The organism is Maribacter luteocoastalis, from assembly GCF_048890225.1.
Classification (GTDB): domain Bacteria; phylum Bacteroidota; class Bacteroidia; order Flavobacteriales; family Flavobacteriaceae; genus Maribacter; species Maribacter luteocoastalis.
Window position 1 is genome coordinate 34,122 of sequence record NZ_JBMFZG010000009.1, and the last position, 20,260, is coordinate 54,381.

Below are 20,260 nucleotides of genomic sequence, written 5' to 3' on the forward strand. Positions count from 1 at the left end.
TTACATCATCTCACCAAAGAAAATAGCGTTCATTAATAACTTGTTGGTACCATACCAAAATGCCCTAAAGTTGGTGTTGTCGGTAAATGCAACAACCCTTCCTTTTCCCATTCGTTGCACTTGAAATGGAACGGTATTCTTGATCAATTCTAAATTTTCTTCTGATATATAACCGCTCAACAATGGGTTTGCTGTATATTGGATAGGATTATTATAACTGTCCTTATCTGGCTCTATGTAAACGTTTGTATTGCGAAATAGTGCTAGATCGCTGTTTTTGTATCCATAATTTATTGGATGCGACCTGTCCAATATGGATTCAAATATGGCGCCTCCCGTAACTTGGGCACCATTAAAATCCCGTTTCTGGTCAAATGATATGTTTTTGGCCACTAGGGTGTCTTTCTTGAATTTTAATTTCATGAATTCATTTTTGGCAAACCATTCTGCTACATTCCTATAGCCAATTAAAGTGCCGCCATTTTTTACCCATTCTTTTAAATTGCTAGTACTGCTTTTGTCAATAGCATTACCATTTGAACTCGGTAAAATAATATCTGTATACTTGCTTAAATCAACAGTGTTTAGGTAGGCAAGGTCAATTTTGCTTAACTGCATATTGTAACGGGTATCAAACAAATGCCATATCTCACCAGCATCATATGAGCGGATTCCATCACCCACTATTATGGCAACTTTTTGCTTCTTTACTGGGTCAAAATCATTACTTCCCAAATCTATACCTTTAGTAAGGCCAGTGCCTACAGAAGTTATTTTCAACATACTTTCTTTTGCAATTTTCTCCATAAACCCATATAATTCTGCTGGACTTAGCTCTTGGTTTTGAACAGGTATCATAATAGTACCATAATCATAGGTCTTGCCTTCTAAGGTAAATGGCGATTTGGCAACTTTGGCCCTTAGTCCTTTTTCCATAATGGAATTAAGTGCCTTTGGGGTGTAATATTCATTCCATTCAAATAAATAGGCATAATTGCTTTGTCCAGAAACAGATCCGGAAATAGGTGTTAACGTAGTAATCAGTTCACCAGCATTTGATAATGAATTCACCTCTGTATAATCAACATTAAAAGCTAAAGGAAATGTCCAGGCAGAGATATCGTAGAACAGGCTATCGGTAAACGTTGTTCTTTTTTCAAACATTGCCTTAATTAATCTGGGGTTCTTCTGGTCCATAGGAACTACATAACTTTTTCCTTTCTTGTATGATTTGCCATTAATGGAAGCATCATTGTTAAGATCATGAACCTTAATTTGGTGTCGCTTTAAAATCTCTGCCAAGTGCCAAGCTTTCGCACCATCTTTGCTATCGCCAAAAACTATTCCTTTTGTTTTACTTTTGCTAGCCTCGGTTTTTACGTCTTGGTAAAACGTACGTTGATAATTCAAAATTTTCTCTCGCATATTTTTTGCCGCTACTATGGTTGAAAGGGCAGTTGTAAATTGATTGCGCACAGTAAAGGGGAATGTAAGTAAACCGTTTTCACTTTCTTGTATATGTCCTCTAGAGCTTGCTTGCTCAAAAAGGATTCCAATACTACCATTCACATCAGGAAAAGTTGAACCTTTGCCATAATAATAATCATCATACCCTTCTTCTGAATAATACAATGAACCTATTTTGTCCAATGCCTTAGCATGATAAGTACCTATTTCTTCAGTTAGTTCTTGGTTGATTTTAGGTGTTAAAGGGTGTACCCTAGTAGGTTCCCCTGGTTGAAAAAAGAATGTGGAGTTGGTTCCCATTTCATGATGGTCGGTTAAAATATTAGGGAGCCATTTGTGAAAACTTGCAATTCTGGCCCTACTTTCGGGGAGCTGAACAGGTAACCAATCACGGTTCATATCAAACCAATAATGATTGGTTCTACCACCTGGCCAAACTTCATGATACTCACGTTCGTTATTATCTGAAACTAGATTAATACTTTTATTTGTATTGGCCCAATAAGCAAATCGTTGCAAGCCATCGGGATTAAAGGAAGGGTCCATTAAGATTACCATTTTATCCAATATTTCCTCTATCTCTGGACCTTGTGCAGCTGCCAAGTAATAGGCATATGCCAAACCGGCATTGGCACCACTGGGCTCATTACCATGAATGGAAAAACCTTGGTATACTATTATTGGCATATTGGAAGTATCCAAATCGGTTCCATTTTCGGTTAATGCGATATGCTCTTCCCTAATTTGCTCTATTTTTTGATGGTTTTTAGGAGAGGTAACCGTAAGCAACAAAATAGGTCTGCCCTCAAAAGTTTCTCCTCTGTTCTCGATGGTTATACGGTCACTTTTTTCCGCTAATGTTTTCATATAGAACATAAGCTTGTCATGGGTAACATGCCATTCCCCAACTTCATGTCCAATAATATCTTTAGGGGTAGGTATGTTACTATCGTATGTTACACCATCTGGTAAAAAATAACTTAGGTCCCATTTATCTTGGGCCAAGGATGTGAGGTGTACACAAAAAATGGTGAGTAGTAATAATTTTCTCATATAAAGTTTGAATTAGTTGTTTATAAAAATAAAAAACGGCCCTTAATTACAAGAGCCGTTATCATATATTTAAGAGTATTAAGGCTTAAATATCCTCAAAATTTACATCGGTAAAACTCCCAGTTGTAGTTTCCTCATCCAATATGCTTGTTTCACTCTCCTCTTTTTTGAAATCTTTTTGATGTCTTTCGGATATAACCTCTTCACCTTTTTCATTAATTATGAAATCCATCATTTCTTCTACATTTTCCTTAAAGGCATCAAAATCTTCTTTATATAGATAAATTTTGTGTTTTTTGTAATGAAATGACCCATCATCATGAGTGAATTTTTTGCTTTCAGTGATGGTTAAATAATAGTCACCCGCCTTTGTGCTTCTTACATCAAAAAAGTAAGTTCTTCTTCCTGCTCGCAATACTTTGGAGTGAATTTCTTCCTGATCCATTAAATCTCTTTCGCTCATTTCCTATCGTTAAAATATATGGTTAGTCTACCAAAAATGGAAAAAAAAATGGTATCCGACAACAATTTTCTAGTTTTCTTTGTCTGTAAGCTGATTCCTATACAGTTCTTGGTAATAGCCTTCGGTTGAATTTAACATTTCATGTGTCCCTTCTTGAATTAACTTTCCGTCCTCTAAAATCAATATTTTATCCACATTTTTTGCAGAGGAGACCCTATGGCTAACTAGTAAAGTAGTTTTATTTTGGGACGCGGATTTTAAGTTTTTCAGAATTTCTTCTTCCGTTTCGGTATCAACGGCAGACAAACAATCATCAAAAAGATAAATTTTTGGATCTTTCATTAAAGCCCTGGCAATAGAGACCCTTTGTTTTTGACCACCACTTAAGGTAATTCCCCTTTCTCCTAAAACTGTATCATATTGTTTGCTAAACCCCATAATATTCTCATGGACAACAGCTTCTTTTGCAACTTGGATTATTTCCTCATCAGTGGCATTATACTTGCCAAATTTTATATTGTTCTTAATGCTGTCCGAAAATAGAAATGCATCTTGCGGTACAGCCCCAATGGCACTTCTTAAATCCATCAAATCTATCTCATCAATAGGAATATCATCTATCAATATTTCTCCGGAAGTAACATCATAAAGTCTAGCCACTAAATCTAAAACTGTAGACTTTCCAGAGCCAGTTTTGCCAATAATTGCAATTGTTTGGCCCGGTTCTATAACGAATGAAAGGTTTTTTATCGCATTTATCTCTGTGTCCTCATAAGTAAAGGAAACATTTCTAAACTCAATTTTACCGTTAATTTTATGGTGTTTGGCATTTGTATTGCTAAGTTCTGATTGTTGATTTAAAAACTCATTTATTCTTTTTTGACTGGCTTCGGCTGTTTGAACAATAGAGGTTAGCCAACCTACGATTGCCACTGGCCATGTTAACATGTTCACATAAAGAATGAACTCTGCAATAAGACCAACTCCAATTTCACCATTAATATATTGCATGCCGCCTATATATATCACAAGAATATTACTAATGCCAATAAGTAAGATCATTAGCGGAAAAAACCAAGCATTTACTTTTGCCAAGCTCATACTTTTGTTTTTGCCATCATTTGTCAATTCCTGCAATTCTGTATTGGTTTGTGGTTCTAATGCATATGCTTTAATTACAGATACCCCAGAAAAAACTTCTTGTGTAAAGGTTGATAATGAAGAGAGATATTCTTGAACAATGGTACTTCTTTTGTGTATGACATTACTTATTTTATAAATTAAAACGGAAAGAATGGGCAAGGGCAGTAGTGTATACGCCGCAAGTGTTGGTGCTTTAATAAACATTAAGGGTACTAAACAAGCAAAAAGTGTCAATGTCTGAATACCATACATTATGGCGGGGCCTGCATATGATCTGACTTGATTTACATCTTCACTTATGCGGTTCATTAAATCGCCTGTTCTGTTTTTTTTATAAAAGTTTAAGCTTAAGATTTGATAATGGTCAAAAATCTCGTTCTTCAAATCATATTCAATGTATCTAGAGATGTTAATTATGGTTTGGCGCATTAAAAAGGTAAAGAAGCCAGATAAAAGTGCGGCCCCAACTATAATCAATATATATTCTAATAATAAGGATTGTGCATTGCCTTTTGTAAGTTCTGAATCTAGAAATTGCTGAACAACGGTAATAGATTGGTTAACATATGTAGGCATCACCAATTGAAAAAGTCTAGCAATAATGGTAATTATAATTCCTAACAGAAGTTTACCCCAGTATTTTTTAAAATATTTGTTTAGATGCCTAAGTTCCTTCATTTCTAATCTTCAAAAGGGCTGATTTTATTAAAAGATTTGCCAAAGATAGGTTTTTGACGATGAATCAAATGTTATAAATTACCTAAGATAATTGCAATTGCTATTGTGGTGCTTTGAAAGGTTGCTTACTTTTGTGCTCTTTAAAATCAATCATAAAACAAAAGTTCTTTAACATGCTCACAAGAAGGCATATTAGGGTAAAAGTAATGCAATGCATTTATGCCCTGATCCAATCCAAGGATGACTCGCTGCAAAAGCAGGAAAAATTTTTAAGAGTAAGTATTGACAATACGTATACCTTATATCTTTTATGGTTGAGTTTCTTTGTGGAATTACAGAAAAAGGCTGCTGAGCAGGTAATTCTCTCCTCAAAAACATATTTAAACAATTCCAAGCAAGATTTTCCGAATAGCGAAAAATTTGCAACGAATCGACTTTTACTTCAATTACAACAGAACCATTTGCTTAAGGAAGAACTTTCCAATAGAAAATTGGACAATTGGTATATGAACGAGGAGTATGTAAAGTTGATCTATAAGAATATTATAGATAGCGATATTTACAAGGAATACATGTCGAGTGAGAAAAGTGATTATACCCAAGACAAAGAATTTATCATTGCAGTGTTTAAAGATATTATAGCTCCTAACGATAAAATATATGATTACTTTGAGGATGATAAGTTAACTTGGATAGATGATATTCCCATTGTGAATACTTTCTTGGTTAAACTATTTAAAAAGGCGAAGCCTAACCATGAGGCATCTTATTTTTTGCCAAGATTGATAAAGGATAGTGAAGATTTGGATTTTGCCAACCAATTATTGACCAAGACTTTATTAAAGAACGAAACTCTTGAAAAGGAAATAGAAGGTAAGACGCCTAATTGGGATAAGGATCGTATTGCAGATGTAGATGCTATACTCTTAAAAATGGCAATTTGCGAACTACTTAATTTTCCATCAATCCCAGAACGGGTTACCATAAATGAATATCTAGAAATTGCAAAAGAATACTCCACACCAAAAAGTAGCATCTTTATCAATGGTATTTTAGATAAACTTGCAAAGGAATATAAGGCAGAAGGTAAGCTTAATAAAATAGGTAGGGGTCTGTTATAAAAATATTTTCTAATTTTACGTTTAAATATAAAAATCAAGTTATAATGAAAAAAGGAATTTGTATTGTTGGTATGGTGGCAATGTTCGCTTTTACCTCATGTAAAGAAAACGCATCAAGTAAAATAAAGACTGATAATGTAGCAGAAGCTGCAGTAAGGGATGAAGCGGCAAAAGCTGTTCCAGTAATGTCTTTTGAAAAGGCAGAGCATGATTTTGGAACAATTGAGCAAGGAACACCACAGGAAACCGCATTTAAATTTACAAATACAGGTAATGCACCTTTAATAATAACAGATGCTAAAAGTAGTTGTGGTTGTACAGTGCCAAACCCTCCAAAGGAACCAATTGCACCAGGAGAAACCAGCGAACTTATCGTAAAGTTTAATGGTTCTGGTCAAAATCAAGTTACAAAAACCATTACGGTTACGGCAAATACTGAGAAAGGCTCTGAGACTTTAAGAATTAAGGCTTTTGTAAATCCAAAAGGAGCAGCTCCATTAGGACCTGTTAAATAATAATTTAATACATACCAAAACATGGGTGATATAGGGCAGTTTCTGCCGATGATCTTAATATTTGTGGTGGCATATTTCTTTATGATCAGACCACAAATGAAAAGACAAAAAGATGAGAAGAAATTTTCAGCAGAATTAAAACGTGGAGATCGTGTAATAACCAAAAGTGGTCTGCATGGTAAGGTTGTAGATTTAAATGATAAGGATTCTTCTTGCATTTTGGAAACCATGGCCGGAAAACTAAAATTTGATAGATCTGCCATTTCTATGGAAATGAGTAAAAAATTAACAGCTCCTGAGAAAAAATAATCTTTTTTCTCTTAATAAATTTAAGCACCGATGTTTAACATCGGTGCTTTTTTTTTACCCACTTATTTGGTATCTTCAATTCCATAAAACTATTTACCAATGCCTTATAATAGAAGAAAATTTATTCAAAAAAGTACCGCGGGGTTAGCAATAACTGGAGCTTCATTCTTGTTGCCGATGGAGTTGTTGGCAATTATGCGTAAAAAAGTTGGCCCAAATGACACAATTAACGTGGGGCTCATAGGATGCAATGGGATGGGGTTTTCGGACCTTTCCTCTTTTCTTAAAATGAGCGATATTAATGTTATTGCCTTATGTGATGTTGATGAATCTGTTTTAAGGAAGAGAACAGCTGATTTGGATAAGGCGGGAATTAAAAAGCCCAAATGGTACAAGGATTATCGTAAACTATTAGAAAACAAAGATATTGACATTGCGATTATTGGTACACCAGATCATTGGCATTGTTTACAGTTTACGGACGCTTTACAGGCTGGTAAAGATGTGTATTGTGAAAAGCCCATAGCAAATTCAGTACAAGAGGCCAATATAATGCTGGATTATGTAGGTGCAAGCGACCGGATGGTGCAAATAGGGCAATGGCAACGAAGTCAACCACATTTTGTGGATGCCATTAATTTTGTGCATTCCGGTAAATTGGGAGAAATACGTTTGGCAAAAGCTTGGGCATATCAAGGTTGGATGAAACCTGTGCCTATAGTATCGGATGGCCCTGTTCCTGATGGTGTAGACTATGATATGTGGTTGGGACCTGCTCAGAAAAGAGCATTTAATCCCAATAGATTTCATTTCAACTTCAGATGGTTTTGGGATTATGCCGGTGGTTTAATGACGGATTGGGGAGTGCATTTGATTGATTATGCATTGTATGGTATGAAAGCTGGTACACCAAAATCTGTGATGGCATTGGGTGGTAAATTTGCATATCCTGATGACGCTTCGGAAACACCCGATACATTACAGACAGTTTTTGAATATGACGGCTTCTCAATACTTTGGGAACATGCAACCGGCATAGATGGTGGTAACTATGGCAGAAACCATGGCATTGCTTTTATAGGTAATAATGGGACATTAGTGCTAGATAGGCAAGGGTGGGAAGTAATCCCGGAAAAGGAATTTCAAGGTTGGGGTAAAGAAGGAATACCTAAAATGGAGGGTATGGCATTTGATAATGGTGGTCAAAGTGGTTTGGATCTTCATACCAAAAATTTTATGGATGCCGTAAAGTCAAGGGATAATTCCCAGCTTACCGCCCCAATAAAAGTTGGGTACGATGCCGCTTTGGTTTCCCACATGGGGAATGTTGCCTTTAAAACGGGCAATAGAATTTATTGGGATAATACTTCTGGACAGTTTAAGAATGAAGAAGCTAATATACATTTAAAGGCTAATTATCAAAATGGTTGGCAATTGCCGATTTTATAATATTTAATAGTACACTTATATATCATATATCATTTAAACCCTTACCGGACAAAATCTTAGGTTTTATTTTATTGAACCTACTTATTTTGGTTTTGTCCTGTTTGGTTTGTGTTAAAGATTAAGCATATTCTTTTTGATTAAAAGGGGTAGCGAAAAAAAGGCATCTTTTAAGCTCATATTTTCCCTTAATGCTTCTTCTAAATATACGGTTACTACTACTGGGTTTGAATTTGTTTTTAGGAATAAGCTGCAAACCTTTTTTTAGTTTTGAATAGCCTCAGTAAAATAATTTAAAACAGTTTTTAAATCAATATTATCAATTAATTTAAATTTCTTATGTCTGATGGCTTGGGTCTTACCTACGTGTGCATTTTCCAATACATTTTTTTGGTCACTCAAAAAAACCGTTAAAAAAACAAATACTAAAGTGTTCCTTATGTTTGCATACAGCCAATACATTTTTTTATTGATTGTATGTATACGTTGGAAAGTTCCATTTAATTGTTCGCTAAAGCAATGTTTTTAGTGCTATTTCCCTAATACTTTCAATGGCCTTTTGAATATAAAGTATTCAGTATAAGACGCTTCTTTTTTCTGATTTTTCTATTTTAAGTTACGCGTAGGAAATTCATATGCCTCAGCAATTGGTAAAACAGTATTATTTTAATGATTTCACAAAGGCCTGTGCTTCGTTTTTTGTTGTGAATGTATGGGTTTCATTATTTCCGCGTTCCCTGTTTATGTTTACAGTGTAGCCATTTTTCGTTTTACTAATATGGTAGGTGTCATGGCCGATTTGGTTTAAAAAGTTGGCGTTCTTTCTGTATTCGTTAAAAATTTTTACTAGTTCTCCCGTTTTTTGATTCGGTTTCTTTTTTTTTCATACTTATCTGTTTGCTGTAAGTTCGCAAATTTTCACAATAACTTCAACGGCCTTTTGCATACTATCCACAGGCACATATTCATATTTACCATGAAAGTTGTGGCCACCAGCAAAAATGTTGGGACAAGGAAGTCCCATAAAGCTTAGCTGTGAACCATCTGTACCACCTCGTATAGGTTTTATGATTGGGGTTATCCCAATGGCTTTCATGGCATTTTCAGCAATTTCAACAATGTGGTAAACGGGTTCTACCTTTTCACGCATATTGTAATATTGGTCTTTTAGGCTTAGCGCAATGCAGTTGCCATAGCTTCTGTTTAATTGGTCTATAATGGATTGTATTACCTGTTTTCTTTCCTCAAAAGCTGACTTATCATGGTCTCTAATAATCAAGTCTAGCGTTACTGTTTCTACATTGCCTTGTATATTTCCAATATGGTAAAAACCTTCCCTGCCCGATGTTTTTTCAGGTATTTCATTGTCAGGTAGTGCTGCTATAATCTTATTGGCAATTAGAATGGCATTTACCATTTTTCCTTTGGCATATCCAGGATGGACACTTTTTCCAGTAATTTTTATGGTAGCTCCCGCAGCATTAAAATTTTCATATTCCAATTCGCCAATTTGACTGCCGTCCATAGTATAGGCCCAATCAGCTCCAAATTTTTTCACATCAAATTTATGGGCCCCTCTACCAATCTCTTCATCAGGCGTAAATCCTACTTTTATGGTACCATGTTCTATTTCTGGATGGTTTAATAAATATTCCATAGCGGTCATAATCTCTGCTATACCCGCCTTGTCATCTGCTCCTAATAGGGTTGTACCGTCGGTCGTGATTATTGTCTGCCCTTTATATTGCAACAAATCATCAAAATAGGATGGAGATAATATCAGGTTTTGCTCCTTGTTCAATGTGATATCCTTTCCATCGTAATTAGAAATGATTTGCGGCTTTACATTGGTTCCTGAAAAATCTGGAGTAGTATCAAAATGTGCAATAAAACCAATGGTCGGTACTTCTTTAACGGTATTGCTTGGTAAAGTTGCCATAATGTAAGCATTGTCGTCAATGGTAACATCTTGCATTCCCATTGCTTTAAGTTCGGAAACAAGTATGTTGGCCAAATCCCACTGTTTTTTAGTACTAGGAGTGGTCTCAGAAGCTGGATCGCTTTGTGTGTCAATGGTAACGTAACTTATAAATCTAGTTATCAAGTCCTGCATGTATTCGGTTTTTAATCAAAAATAGGCTTATAAATCGTATTTTCGTAGCCGTTCTAAGATTGTAATATATGATTCTGCGTTGTTTGTTTTATCTGGTCCAAGTTGTTTTGATTATGAGCTTCTTAAATGTGAAAGCCCAAGCAGATTGTATACTGGGCGTTGGCATTACTGATGATGATACTTTAATTGAAGTTTTCCAGATGAATAAATTTCAACAGGAAAACCTTGCCAATTTTGGGGGTGAATTAAAATACAGAAATGAATTGTTGAACAATCAATTGGAAAACATTAAAAGAAGACATCCACAAAGCAATTCAGAAGAGTTAATGCAATTAGCTGGGAAATACAAAAACATTATGGATAGCATGCAACTCGTACAGGCCATGATAGATAAAAAGGTACTGTCGCTTTTTAATGAAAAACAATACGAGTTATACTTATCATTATGTAAAGAGGCCTCCCGTTCCCCTTTTGTTATTGTACCTAAAGTGTATTTGGATAGTGCTGCAAGTAAACAACGTTAATAAATTCTTGTCTCTTGTGATATTATCGAACTATTTTATCAGGTTCAGTTTGTATTTTTGCCCTTAACCATTCCATCAAATGTATACATATCTTATTAGACCAATCTTATTTTTATTCGACCCTGAAAAAGTTCATTATTTAAGTTTTTCCTTGATTAAGTTTTTTTCAAAACTTGGGATTTTAAACTTGATGGGACCATTTTTTAAAGTCGAGGATAAACGCTTGGAAAAGGAAGTTTTTGGTCTAAAGTTTAAGAACCCAGTGGGTTTAGCAGCTGGATTTGATAAAAATGCATTATTGTACAATGAGCTATCACAATTTGGATTTGGTTTTATAGAAATTGGAACCTTAACCCCCAAACCACAGGATGGAAATCCTAAAAGGCGATTGTTTAGGCTCAAGGCCGATAAAGCGATAATTAATAGAATGGGGTTCAACAATAACGGTGTATTTGAGGCTGTTGAGCAGCTAAGAAAGGAACATAAAGTATTAATAGGGGGGAATATTGGCAAGAATAAAGTTACGCCCAATAACGAAGCAATTAAGGATTATCTTATTTGTTTTGATGCCCTTTTTGATCATGTAGATTATTTTGTGGTAAATGTTAGTTCCCCCAATACTCCAGGTTTAAGGGAACTTCAAGATAAAGAACCTTTAACTGCCCTTTTGAAAGAACTTCAGAAGGAGAACTTAAAATATGTTGACAAAAGGGGTATTAAGAGAAAGCCAATCCTTTTGAAAATTGCACCCGATTTGTCTGACGATCAACTCATGGATATTATTGATATTGTCGAGAATACTAAGATTGATGGAATTATTGCCACAAATACTACCATTGCCAGAAAGGATTTAAAATCTGACTATTTATTAACCGAGCAAGCGGGTGGTTTAAGCGGAAAGCCTTTGCGTGAAAGGAGCACCGAAGTGATTCGTTTCTTGTCAAAAAATAGTAACAAAGCCTTTCCTATAATAGGAGTTGGGGGTATACATTCTGCAGAGGATGCACTAGAAAAATTAGAAGCAGGGGCAGACCTCATTCAACTGTGGACGGGTTTTGTATATGAAGGGCCCGCCTTGGTCAAAAAAATAAACAAAGCTATACTAGAGAAAACATTTTAAAATATAGGACTTATTTTGTCCAATAGTCGAGTACTAATACATCATCCAAGTGTGGACCTAACACATCACCAAAAGCCTTATGATCTGGATGTGGAAGATAAATAGCTCTGTCCGCTTCGCTTTTAAAAGTAAGGAAAAAACAATGGGTAAATCCTTTATCCAAACCTTCTGGACTATTATTGGTTCCCCATTCATAACCCGTTATTTGTTTTATTTTAGAAGGTAGTGCATTAAATGCGTCCTCTACTTTTTTTATATCCTCTTTAGAGGTGTCATCCTTAAACTTAAAAAGAACTACATGACGTAGAAGACTATCTTTAATAATGTTCATTTGTTCAGGTTGGTTATTATTATTTTCAGCTCTTTTTTTATTGGTAAAACCATAGGTTAACATTGAGATTATGGCCATTACAACTATATATTTTAATTTCATGTTTTTTTAATTTGGGACAAGATATTAAAAATTAAAAAGCTAGCAGCATAATTTGTATTTTTCAAAAATTGGAATAAAATTAAATATTGGATTATAACATAGTATTGGCGTTTTCTTTGGCAACTGCAGTTCTTGCCATATCACCAGGACCAGATAATATATTTGTTCTTGTACAAAGCATGGTTAATGGTAAAAAGAATGGATTAGCCATTGTAGCCGGTTTAATGACCGGATGTTTGGTTCATACTACCTTATTGGCATTTGGTGTATCGGCATTGTTAAAACAAAGTCCTACTATTTATAACGGTATAAAGGTGTTTGGTGCCACATATTTATTATATCTGGCATTTAGGGTTTTTAAAAGTAGTTCCAGTTTAGTATTGGAAAATACGTCCATAAGGGAAAATAAATTTTTCAAACTTTATCGGCAGGGATTTATTATGAACGTTTTAAATCCGAAAGTCACTATCTTTTTTTTAGCATTTTTTCCAGGATTTTTATTCTCGGACAACTTAAGTAATGTCATTCAATTTTATGTTTTAGGTGCGCTCTTTATTATTGTGTCCTCCATGGTATTTGGTACAATCGCTATTTTATCTGGTAGAATAGGCACTTATCTTAAATCAAATTCTAAGGTGGGATTATATCTTAAGTGGTTACAATTAATTGTATTTATAGCCTTGGCTGTTTATGTATTGATAAGCTAAAATTAATTTGAGACATAATTTATATCCGCTCTTGGTAGGAGTTCGTATTTTTACATTATGCCTAATGCAAGAATTAAATTGATAGAATGCCCAAGAGATGCCATGCAGGGTATAAAGGCGTTTATACCTGCTGAGCAAAAGGCAAAGTATATACAGTCTTTACTTGGTTGCGGGTTTGATACAATAGATTTTGGAAGTTTCGTATCGCCCAAGGCAATCCCACAAATGATAAATACAGCAGAGGTATTATCCATGTTGGACCTAAGTAGGACCAAGAGTAAATTACTGGCAATTGTTGCCAATGTTAGGGGAGCACAAGAAGCAGTACTGCATGAAGAAATAAATTATTTAGGATTTCCATTTTCTATATCGGAGAATTTTCAAATGCGTAATACGCATAAAACAATTGAACAATCCATAGAAACGTTAAAACAAATTTTTGAAATTGCCCTTAAAGCGGAAAAAGAGGTGGTAACTTATATTTCAATGGGTTTTGGAAATCCTTATGGAGATCCTTGGGATGTTGAAATTGTAGGGGATTGGACAGAGAAATTAGCAGCTATGGGAGCAAAAATAATATCCTTGTCCGATACCGTGGGTACTTCAGATCCAGAAACCATAAGTTATTTATTTTCAAATTTAATACCTAAATATCCTCAAATAGAATTTGGTGCACACTTACATACAACCCCTTCAAAATGGCATGAAAAGGTAGACGCTGCTTATAAAGCAGGCTGTACTAGATTTGATGGTGCGGTGCAAGGTTTTGGTGGTTGTCCAATGGCTAAGGATGAACTTACCGGTAATATGCCCACTGAAAAGATGTTGTCCTATTTTACTGCTAAAAAAGCGGAAACAGGTGTTAATTGGATGGCTTTTGAGGCAGCATATAATAAGGCAACTGAATTATTTTCTATTTATCATTAGAAGGTATAATCTGCCAAAACTCCGTTTAAATAACTATTAAGGTTTAATTGTAATAAGGTGCCATCAATTAAATCGTACAAAGTGGTAATTTCATATGAGCTAGGAGCAAACGTCACCTGTGGTGCTCGCGAGTCTACTATTAATACCTTGCAGTTTTTTAAGATTCTCGGTATTCTTTTTGTTCCCTTCGAAAGCAAGTTCAAAAAAAATAATGTAAAGGGGATTTATATCTGTCAAGAAATTAGTTTTCAAATTATTTTCAGTTGGAATCGTTCAGTTAAAAATATAAATTTTATTTAGATTTAATTTAAATAATTTTGTGTGATTGGTTTTTGGGTAGTACATTTGGGCCCATAAAAAATAATTGTTCATATCAAGTCTAAATAAAAACAATCTAAAATGAAACGATTCATATTGCCGTTAATGCTACTGTTAATTGTTACGATTATTACGGCCCAAACAAAAACAGACTCCATAACACTAGTGCCACAGTCCCAATTAAATGCTGCTCAGCGTTTACTTTCTGGGAACTATGCTTCTGCAGTTACTGTAGGTGCTTATGCAGAAATGTTATATAATCAACCAGAGGGTGATAATGGAGAGTTAGATGTTCAAAGAATGGTCTTGTTATTCGGGTACCGCTTTAACGATAAAACCCAATTTGTAACTGAAGTTGAATTAGAGCATGTCAACGAAATTTATGTGGAACAGGCATTCGTAAATTATACGCTAGGAAATAATCTAAGTATCCGTGGTGGATTAATGTTGGTGCCTATGGGTATAATAAATGAATTTCATGAACCTACAACATTTAACGGTACGGAAAGGCCGGAAATGGACAATGTCATCGTGCCAACGACATGGAGGGAAATTGGAATTGGAGTTTCAGGAAGGTTTAATGATATTTCCTTAGGATATCAAGCGTATGTTTTCAATGGGTTTAAATCTACGGAAGCAGATGGTGCAGCTGGAGTTTCTGGTTTTCTGAAAGGGTCTAACGGTTTAAGGGGCGGTCGCCAAAAAGCGATACAATCTACTGTTGATAGTCCTACACTTTCAACTAAGTTAGATTATTATGGCATACCTGGGTTACGTCTAGGTTTTTCAACTTATTTTGGAAAAACACAGGCTGCTGATGATGTTGAGAGTATTGATGGTGCAAATATTGGTATTGCAATGCTAGGTTTGGATGCACGTTATGCCTATCAAAGATTTACGGCTAGAGGACAGTTTATCCATGCCTCATTATCAGACACTGAGGCGTATAATAATTTAACGGGTAAGGATTTGGGTAGTGCATTACAAGGCTGGTATATAGAAGGTGCATTTAATCTTTTACCTACGTCCAAAGAACAAAAATTATTTGCTTTTACCCGATATGAAAAGTACAATACCCATTTGGATACAGATGGTTCTTTGGTTAAGAATTTAGCTTATGAACGTACCGATATTACAACTGGATTAACCTATCATGTTGCACCAGGAGTTGTGTTTAAAGGAGATTATCAGTTTAGAACTAATGCTTTGGACGGTAATGATGTGAGAGATAGGCTAAATTTTGGTATTGGTGTTTGGTTTTAATGAATCTTGGGTTAGGCTGTTTTAAGCCTCAATTCTTTCATGAAATTCAATCCCATGTAATTTAATACATTTGTTAAAATGATGAGACCTCTAAGATTTGTAGTTGCTTTTGCTGTTCTTGGATTGCTTTTGTCCAGTTTTGGACTCTCAAAAAGTATTCATAAGAAGGTTGTAAGAGAAATTCAAAATGTATTGGATATTGAAACTTTTGAACTGGAAGCAGTAGCGGTTTCCAATCAAGATGTGTCTGCAAAGTTACCCATCAGGATAACAGGAGATAACTTTTTCAAAATAAATACAAGCAATGATATTTTAGGGTACGTATTTGTGGATCAAGCATCTAGTAAAACTGCCAAATTTGACTTTATGGTAGTTTTTGATCCACAATTAAAAATTATACATTCTAAAGTGTTGATATACCGTGAGGAATATGGAGGCGAAATTGGCAGTAAACGGTGGCTAAAACAATTTTTGGGTAAGACTATTGGTGATCGTGTTGATTACGAGACTAATATAGATGGCATAGCTGGTGCTACCATATCTGTACGGTCTATGACCAATGCAATAGACAATTTATTACAGTCCCTAACTATCCTAAAAAATAAGAATCAATTGTAATGCAAATAAATGGCCTATTACAGCAACTTCCAAGTCCTATAAAAGTGTTTATAGGGTCATTTGTAGTTATACTTTCTTTCGGTTTTTATACCGGGTTACTCTTTGTGTCGGAAAGCAGTACTAATTCACCAGACGGAATAGAAGAGAATTATTTAGGTAATGAGGAAGATGAAGATGCCGTGGTGATGAAGTTTAAGAAAAGTGAGAGGGAAATGTTAACTATAGTTCATACGCATGTATTGTCTATGTCTTTTATCTTCTTTTTATTGGGAATATTGGTGTGGCTTACCAACCTGTCCACCAAATTAAAGCTTTTTTTAACCGTTGAACCCTTTATCTCAGTACTGCTTACTTTTGGTGGAATATATTTGCTTTGGAGTGGTATTTATTGGATGAAGTATGTAATAGTGTTTTCCGGTATCTTAATGACTTTTACTTTTTCTATATCCGTACTATTGGTATTGTTACAACTTACCCTTAATACAAAAACCCAATAGATTAGTTTACCAATAAAAATCACTACATTTGCACGCAATTAAATCCCTAATTGCGATGGAAGCCCACCTAAATAAAATTCTCGGAGAAGGTCTAACTTATGATGACGTACTTTTAGTACCTGCATTTTCCGAAGTACTGCCCAGAGAAGTAAATATTCAGTCTAAGTTTACTAGAAATATTACTATTAATGTACCTATAGTGTCAGCTGCTATGGACACGGTTACTGAAAGTAGAATGGCTATAGCTATTGCGCGTGAAGGTGGCATAGGTGTTTTGCACAAGAACATGACTATTGAGCAGCAAGCGCTTAAGGTTAGAAAGGTAAAAAGGGCCGAAAGTGGTATGATCATGGACCCTGTAACACTGCCATTAAATTCTTTAGTGCGTGATGCAAAAGCAAGTATGAAGGAATTTAGCATTGGTGGAATACCTATTGTTGATGATTCTGGAAAATTAATAGGAATCGTGACCAATAGGGATTTACGATTTGAAAAAAACAATGACAGGCCAATTGCTGAAGTGATGACTTCAGAAAATTTGGTAACAGTTAGCGAAGGTACCTCATTGGAGCAAGCTGAGGATATTTTACAAGAAAACAAGATTGAAAAATTGCCCGTGGTGGACAAGGATAATAAGTTAGTTGGTCTTATCACTTTTCGGGATATTACCAAACTTACCCAAAAACCAATTGCGAATAAAGATCAATATGGTAGATTACGTGTTGCTGCGGCACTAGGCGTAACTGGTGATGCTGTTGATAGGGCAGAAGCCTTGGTTAATGCTGGTGTGGATGCTGTAGTTATTGATACAGCTCATGGTCATACCAAAGGAGTTGTTTCCGTTCTAAAGGAAGTAAAAAAGAAGTTCCCAAAATTGGAGGTTATCGTAGGTAATATCGCTACTGGGGAAGCCGCAAAGTATTTAGTGGAAGCAGGTGCAGATGCGGTTAAAGTAGGTATTGGGCCTGGTTCTATTTGTACAACACGGGTAGTTGCCGGTGTTGGATTTCCACAGTTTTCTGCAGTTTTGGAAGTTTCTGCCGCAATTAAGGGTTCGGGAGTTCCCGTAATCGCCGACGGTGGAATTCGCTATACTGGGGATATACCAAAGGCTATTGCAGCAGGTGCTGACACGGTGATGCTAGGTTCTTTGTTGGCCGGAACAAAAGAATCACCTGGCGAGACAATTATATATGAAGGTAGAAAATTTAAATCCTATCGTGGAATGGGTTCTGTGGAGGCGATGAAACAAGGAAGTAAAGACCGTTATTTCCAAGATGTAGAAGATGATATTAAAAAATTGGTGCCAGAAGGTATTGTAGGCCGTGTTCCTTATAAAGGGGAGCTTTATGAAAGTATACACCAATTTGTAGGTGGGTTAAGAGCAGGTATGGGATATTGTGGTGCAAAGGATATAGAGACTTTAAAGGAGAACGGACGATTTGTAAAAATAACAGCCAGTGGAATCAATGAAAGTCATCCTCATGATGTGACCATTACAAAGGAAAGCCCAAATTATAGTAGATAAATTAAAATAAAGTCATAAAAAAGCCCTCTTTCGGAGGGCTTTTTTATGACTTTATTTTTTTAATATTATTTGCTTTGTTCTGCATAGCTCTTCCAATCTTTCTCTTTATAAATGTCATCTCCAAAATACCTTGCGATATTTAAAAAGGGTTCTGGTTTTTGATACCCAGGTACAGGTGAAAGCATATTTAATTTTTCATCAAGAAAAATAGTAGTTGGATAACTCATTTTACCTTGCATTAGCGCTGCGGCAAATTCATGATATCCCTTTCTGCCTGTAGGTACAAATTTATAAGTTTTCCCTTTAAATTCTATAGGTTCCTTTCCTTCTCCATCCATTTTAACCATGTAATAGTTCTTAGACATGTATGCCGCAACTTCAGGGTTTTGAAAGGTATCTATATCCATTTTTTTACACCAGCCACACCAATCGGTATAAACGTCAATAAAGACTTTTTTGGGATTTTTATCAGAAGCTGCTAATTCGGCAGCTTCTTCCCAACTAAGCCAATTAACTTCTTGGGCATAAGTGCCTGTAGAGATAAAAGCAAATAATAAATATAAAAGGGTCTTATTGGGAATGGTAAATATCGTTTTCATAATATCTGTATTGAGGGATAAGTCCAACAACTATATCAAAACTAACGATTTTTTAATCACTTTATTTTACTTTCACATTTTCTTTCACTTCAAATAAATCTTTAATATCAACTTGGTTTTTAATTAGGTCGTCAAAGTTTTCACGTTCCCTGATTAAAATAGCCTTACCCTTATGCCAAAGAACTTCGGGTGGTCTATACCTAGAGTTATAGTTGCTTGCCATTGTAAAGCAATAAGCACCAGCATTTTTAAAGCAAAGTAAATCTCCTTCTTTTATCTCGTTTATTCTACGGTTACTGGCAAAAGTATCAGTTTCGCAAATGTAACCTACAACGGAGTAATACCTCTCGCGTCCTTTAGGATTTGAAATGTTTTCTATACTGTGTGTTGCACCATAGAGCATTGGCCTTATTAAATGGTTAAAACCAGAATCAACACTTGCAAAAACAGTAGAAGTGGTTTGTTTAACCACGTTTACTTTTGCCAAGAAGTAACCCGCTTCACTAACCAAGAATTTACCTGGCTCAAAAGCCAAAGTCAGATCCTTACCGTATTCTTTACAAAATTCATTGAACCTTGAACTTAGTTTTTTGCCAAGCTCCTCAATATTGGTTTCAATATCACCTTCTTTATAAGGAACCTTAAAGCCACTACCAAAATCAATAAAATCTAAGTTTTTGAAATTTTTGGCAGTATCAAAAAGAATTTCCGACGCATAAAGAAAAACATCAATATCCAAGATATCACTACCGGTATGCATATGGATGCCATTAATATTCATCTTCGTAAGCTCAACAATGCGCAGTAAATGCGGAATTTGATGTATGCTAATCCCAAATTTGGAATCTATGTGACCCACTGAAATATTGGAGTTTCCTCCTGCCATTACATGTGGGTTTATTCGAATACAAACAGGTATGTCTGGATGCTTACTTCCAAATTGCTCTAATATTGACAGGTTATCTATGTTAATACGTACCCCTAGCTTTGCTGCTTCTTCAATTTCTTCTAGAGATACACCGTTAGGTGTAAAAATAATAGATTCAGGTTTGAAGCCAGCTAAAAGTCCTAACTGTACTTCTTGTATTGAGACTGTATCCAAACCACTACCAAGACTGTTCATTAACCTTAATATGGTAATATTGGATAAAGCTTTGGCTGCGTAATTTAGTTTTAGTTTTTTTACCGAACTAAATGCATTAGTTAGTCTTTTGAATTGTGAAATAATTTTTTCCGAATCATAAACATATACTGGATCACCATAGATTTTTGCAATGTTTAATAAATCTTCATTTTTCATACTACTATCTTTTTAGCAAAGTTAAGTTACTCGTATTCTATCAGCAAAAAAAATCACTTAATATTAATAAATACAACAAAATGTGATAAATATAACACTTGAAATTTAAAAATATTTC

19 protein-coding genes are annotated in these 20,260 nt (G+C 35.2%); 12 read left to right on the forward strand and 7 right to left on the reverse strand.

Annotated elements, in window-relative coordinates; translation table 11 throughout:
* From ACOCEA_RS15095 to ACOCEA_RS15105, 3 genes are all read right to left on the reverse strand, one after another.
* Nucleotides 1-2,520 (reverse strand): M14 family zinc carboxypeptidase, encoded by a 2,520-nt coding sequence (locus ACOCEA_RS15095; RefSeq protein ID WP_420757100.1) that lies wholly within the window; start codon nt 2,518-2,520, stop codon nt 1-3.
* 85 nt (nt 2,521-2,605) lie between these two features.
* Nucleotides 2,606-2,983, reverse strand: coding sequence for a PUR family DNA/RNA-binding protein (locus tag ACOCEA_RS15100; protein WP_420757101.1), 378 nt, complete (start codon nt 2,981-2,983; stop codon nt 2,606-2,608).
* Between the two features lie 69 nt (nt 2,984-3,052).
* On the reverse strand, nt 3,053-4,804 hold the full coding sequence (locus ACOCEA_RS15105; RefSeq protein ID WP_420757102.1) for an ABC transporter ATP-binding protein: 1,752 nt from the start codon (nt 4,802-4,804) through the stop codon (nt 3,053-3,055).
* A gap of 173 nt (nt 4,805-4,977) precedes the next feature.
* Here ACOCEA_RS15105 and nusB point away from each other — a divergent pair, with 173 nt between their 5' ends.
* The 4 genes from nusB (at nt 4,978) to ACOCEA_RS15125 (ending at nt 8,198) form a co-directional block, all read left to right on the forward strand.
* A complete protein-coding gene (gene nusB, locus ACOCEA_RS15110; protein WP_420757103.1) occupies nt 4,978-5,925 on the forward strand; it encodes a transcription antitermination factor NusB in 948 nt (315 codons plus the stop codon).
* Between the two features lie 44 nt (nt 5,926-5,969).
* Entirely contained in the window at nt 5,970-6,440 is a 471-nt protein-coding gene (locus ACOCEA_RS15115; protein WP_420757104.1) for a DUF1573 domain-containing protein, read from the forward strand.
* A gap of 21 nt (nt 6,441-6,461) precedes the next feature.
* Nucleotides 6,462-6,749: a preprotein translocase subunit YajC gene (gene yajC, locus ACOCEA_RS15120; protein WP_420757105.1), complete on the forward strand. Its 288-nt coding sequence runs from the start codon at nt 6,462-6,464 to the stop codon at nt 6,747-6,749.
* A 99-nt stretch (nt 6,750-6,848) separates the two neighbouring features.
* Nucleotides 6,849-8,198 (forward strand): Gfo/Idh/MocA family protein, encoded by a 1,350-nt coding sequence (locus tag ACOCEA_RS15125; protein WP_420757106.1) that lies wholly within the window; start codon nt 6,849-6,851, stop codon nt 8,196-8,198.
* An 886-nt stretch (nt 8,199-9,084) separates the two neighbouring features.
* Here the strand turns inward: ACOCEA_RS15125 and pepT are convergent.
* Nucleotides 9,085-10,308 carry a peptidase T gene (pepT, locus tag ACOCEA_RS15130; protein ID WP_420757107.1) on the reverse strand — a complete coding sequence of 408 codons (1,224 nt, stop codon included), beginning with the start codon at nt 10,306-10,308 and terminating at the stop codon, nt 9,085-9,087.
* 113 nt (nt 10,309-10,421) lie between these two features.
* On the opposite strand from pepT, the gene ACOCEA_RS15135 reads away from it, so the two are divergent.
* Together ACOCEA_RS15135 and ACOCEA_RS15140 are read left to right on the forward strand one after the other, a co-directional pair.
* On the forward strand, nt 10,422-10,832 hold the full coding sequence (locus tag ACOCEA_RS15135; protein ID WP_420757108.1) for a hypothetical protein: 411 nt from the start codon (nt 10,422-10,424) through the stop codon (nt 10,830-10,832).
* A gap of 79 nt (nt 10,833-10,911) precedes the next feature.
* Nucleotides 10,912-11,952, forward strand: coding sequence for a quinone-dependent dihydroorotate dehydrogenase (locus tag ACOCEA_RS15140; RefSeq protein ID WP_420757109.1), 1,041 nt, complete (start codon nt 10,912-10,914; stop codon nt 11,950-11,952).
* Between the two features lie 10 nt (nt 11,953-11,962).
* Here the strand turns inward: ACOCEA_RS15140 and ACOCEA_RS15145 are convergent, their stop codons facing one another.
* Nucleotides 11,963-12,385: a Dabb family protein gene (locus tag ACOCEA_RS15145; protein WP_420757110.1), complete on the reverse strand. Its 423-nt coding sequence runs from the start codon at nt 12,383-12,385 to the stop codon at nt 11,963-11,965.
* A gap of 86 nt (nt 12,386-12,471) precedes the next feature.
* Between ACOCEA_RS15145 and ACOCEA_RS15150 the strand changes: the two genes are divergently transcribed.
* The 6 genes from ACOCEA_RS15150 to guaB all read left to right on the forward strand — a co-directional run bounded on the left by ACOCEA_RS15150 (nt 12,472) and on the right by guaB (nt 18,243).
* Nucleotides 12,472-13,092: a LysE family translocator gene (locus ACOCEA_RS15150; protein ID WP_420757111.1), complete on the forward strand. Its 621-nt coding sequence runs from the start codon at nt 12,472-12,474 to the stop codon at nt 13,090-13,092.
* Nucleotides 13,093-13,149: 57 nt separating this feature from the next.
* Nucleotides 13,150-14,019, forward strand: a complete 870-nt coding sequence (locus ACOCEA_RS15155; protein ID WP_420757112.1) for a hydroxymethylglutaryl-CoA lyase — start codon at nt 13,150-13,152, stop codon at nt 14,017-14,019.
* Between the two features lie 399 nt (nt 14,020-14,418).
* Nucleotides 14,419-15,600, forward strand: a complete 1,182-nt coding sequence (locus ACOCEA_RS15160) for a hypothetical protein (RefSeq protein WP_420757113.1) — start codon at nt 14,419-14,421, stop codon at nt 15,598-15,600.
* 78 nt (nt 15,601-15,678) lie between these two features.
* Nucleotides 15,679-16,218 carry an FMN-binding protein gene (locus ACOCEA_RS15165; RefSeq protein WP_420757114.1) on the forward strand — a complete coding sequence of 180 codons (540 nt, stop codon included), beginning with the start codon at nt 15,679-15,681 and terminating at the stop codon, nt 16,216-16,218.
* Nucleotides 16,218-16,715, forward strand: coding sequence for a hypothetical protein (locus ACOCEA_RS15170; protein ID WP_420757115.1), 498 nt, complete (start codon nt 16,218-16,220; stop codon nt 16,713-16,715). The genes ACOCEA_RS15165 and ACOCEA_RS15170 overlap by 1 nt, the downstream gene beginning before the upstream one ends.
* Nucleotides 16,716-16,770: 55 nt before the next feature.
* On the forward strand, nt 16,771-18,243 hold the full coding sequence (guaB, locus tag ACOCEA_RS15175) for an IMP dehydrogenase (RefSeq protein ID WP_420757253.1): 1,473 nt from the start codon (nt 16,771-16,773) through the stop codon (nt 18,241-18,243).
* 65 nt (nt 18,244-18,308) lie between these two features.
* Here the strand turns inward: guaB and ACOCEA_RS15180 are convergent, their stop codons facing one another.
* On the reverse strand, nt 18,309-18,842 hold the full coding sequence (locus ACOCEA_RS15180) for a thioredoxin family protein (protein ID WP_420757116.1): 534 nt from the start codon (nt 18,840-18,842) through the stop codon (nt 18,309-18,311).
* A gap of 61 nt (nt 18,843-18,903) precedes the next feature.
* Nucleotides 18,904-20,142 carry a diaminopimelate decarboxylase gene (lysA, locus tag ACOCEA_RS15185; RefSeq protein WP_420757117.1) on the reverse strand — a complete coding sequence of 413 codons (1,239 nt, stop codon included), beginning with the start codon at nt 20,140-20,142 and terminating at the stop codon, nt 18,904-18,906.
* Between the last annotated feature and the right edge of the window lie 118 nt (nt 20,143-20,260).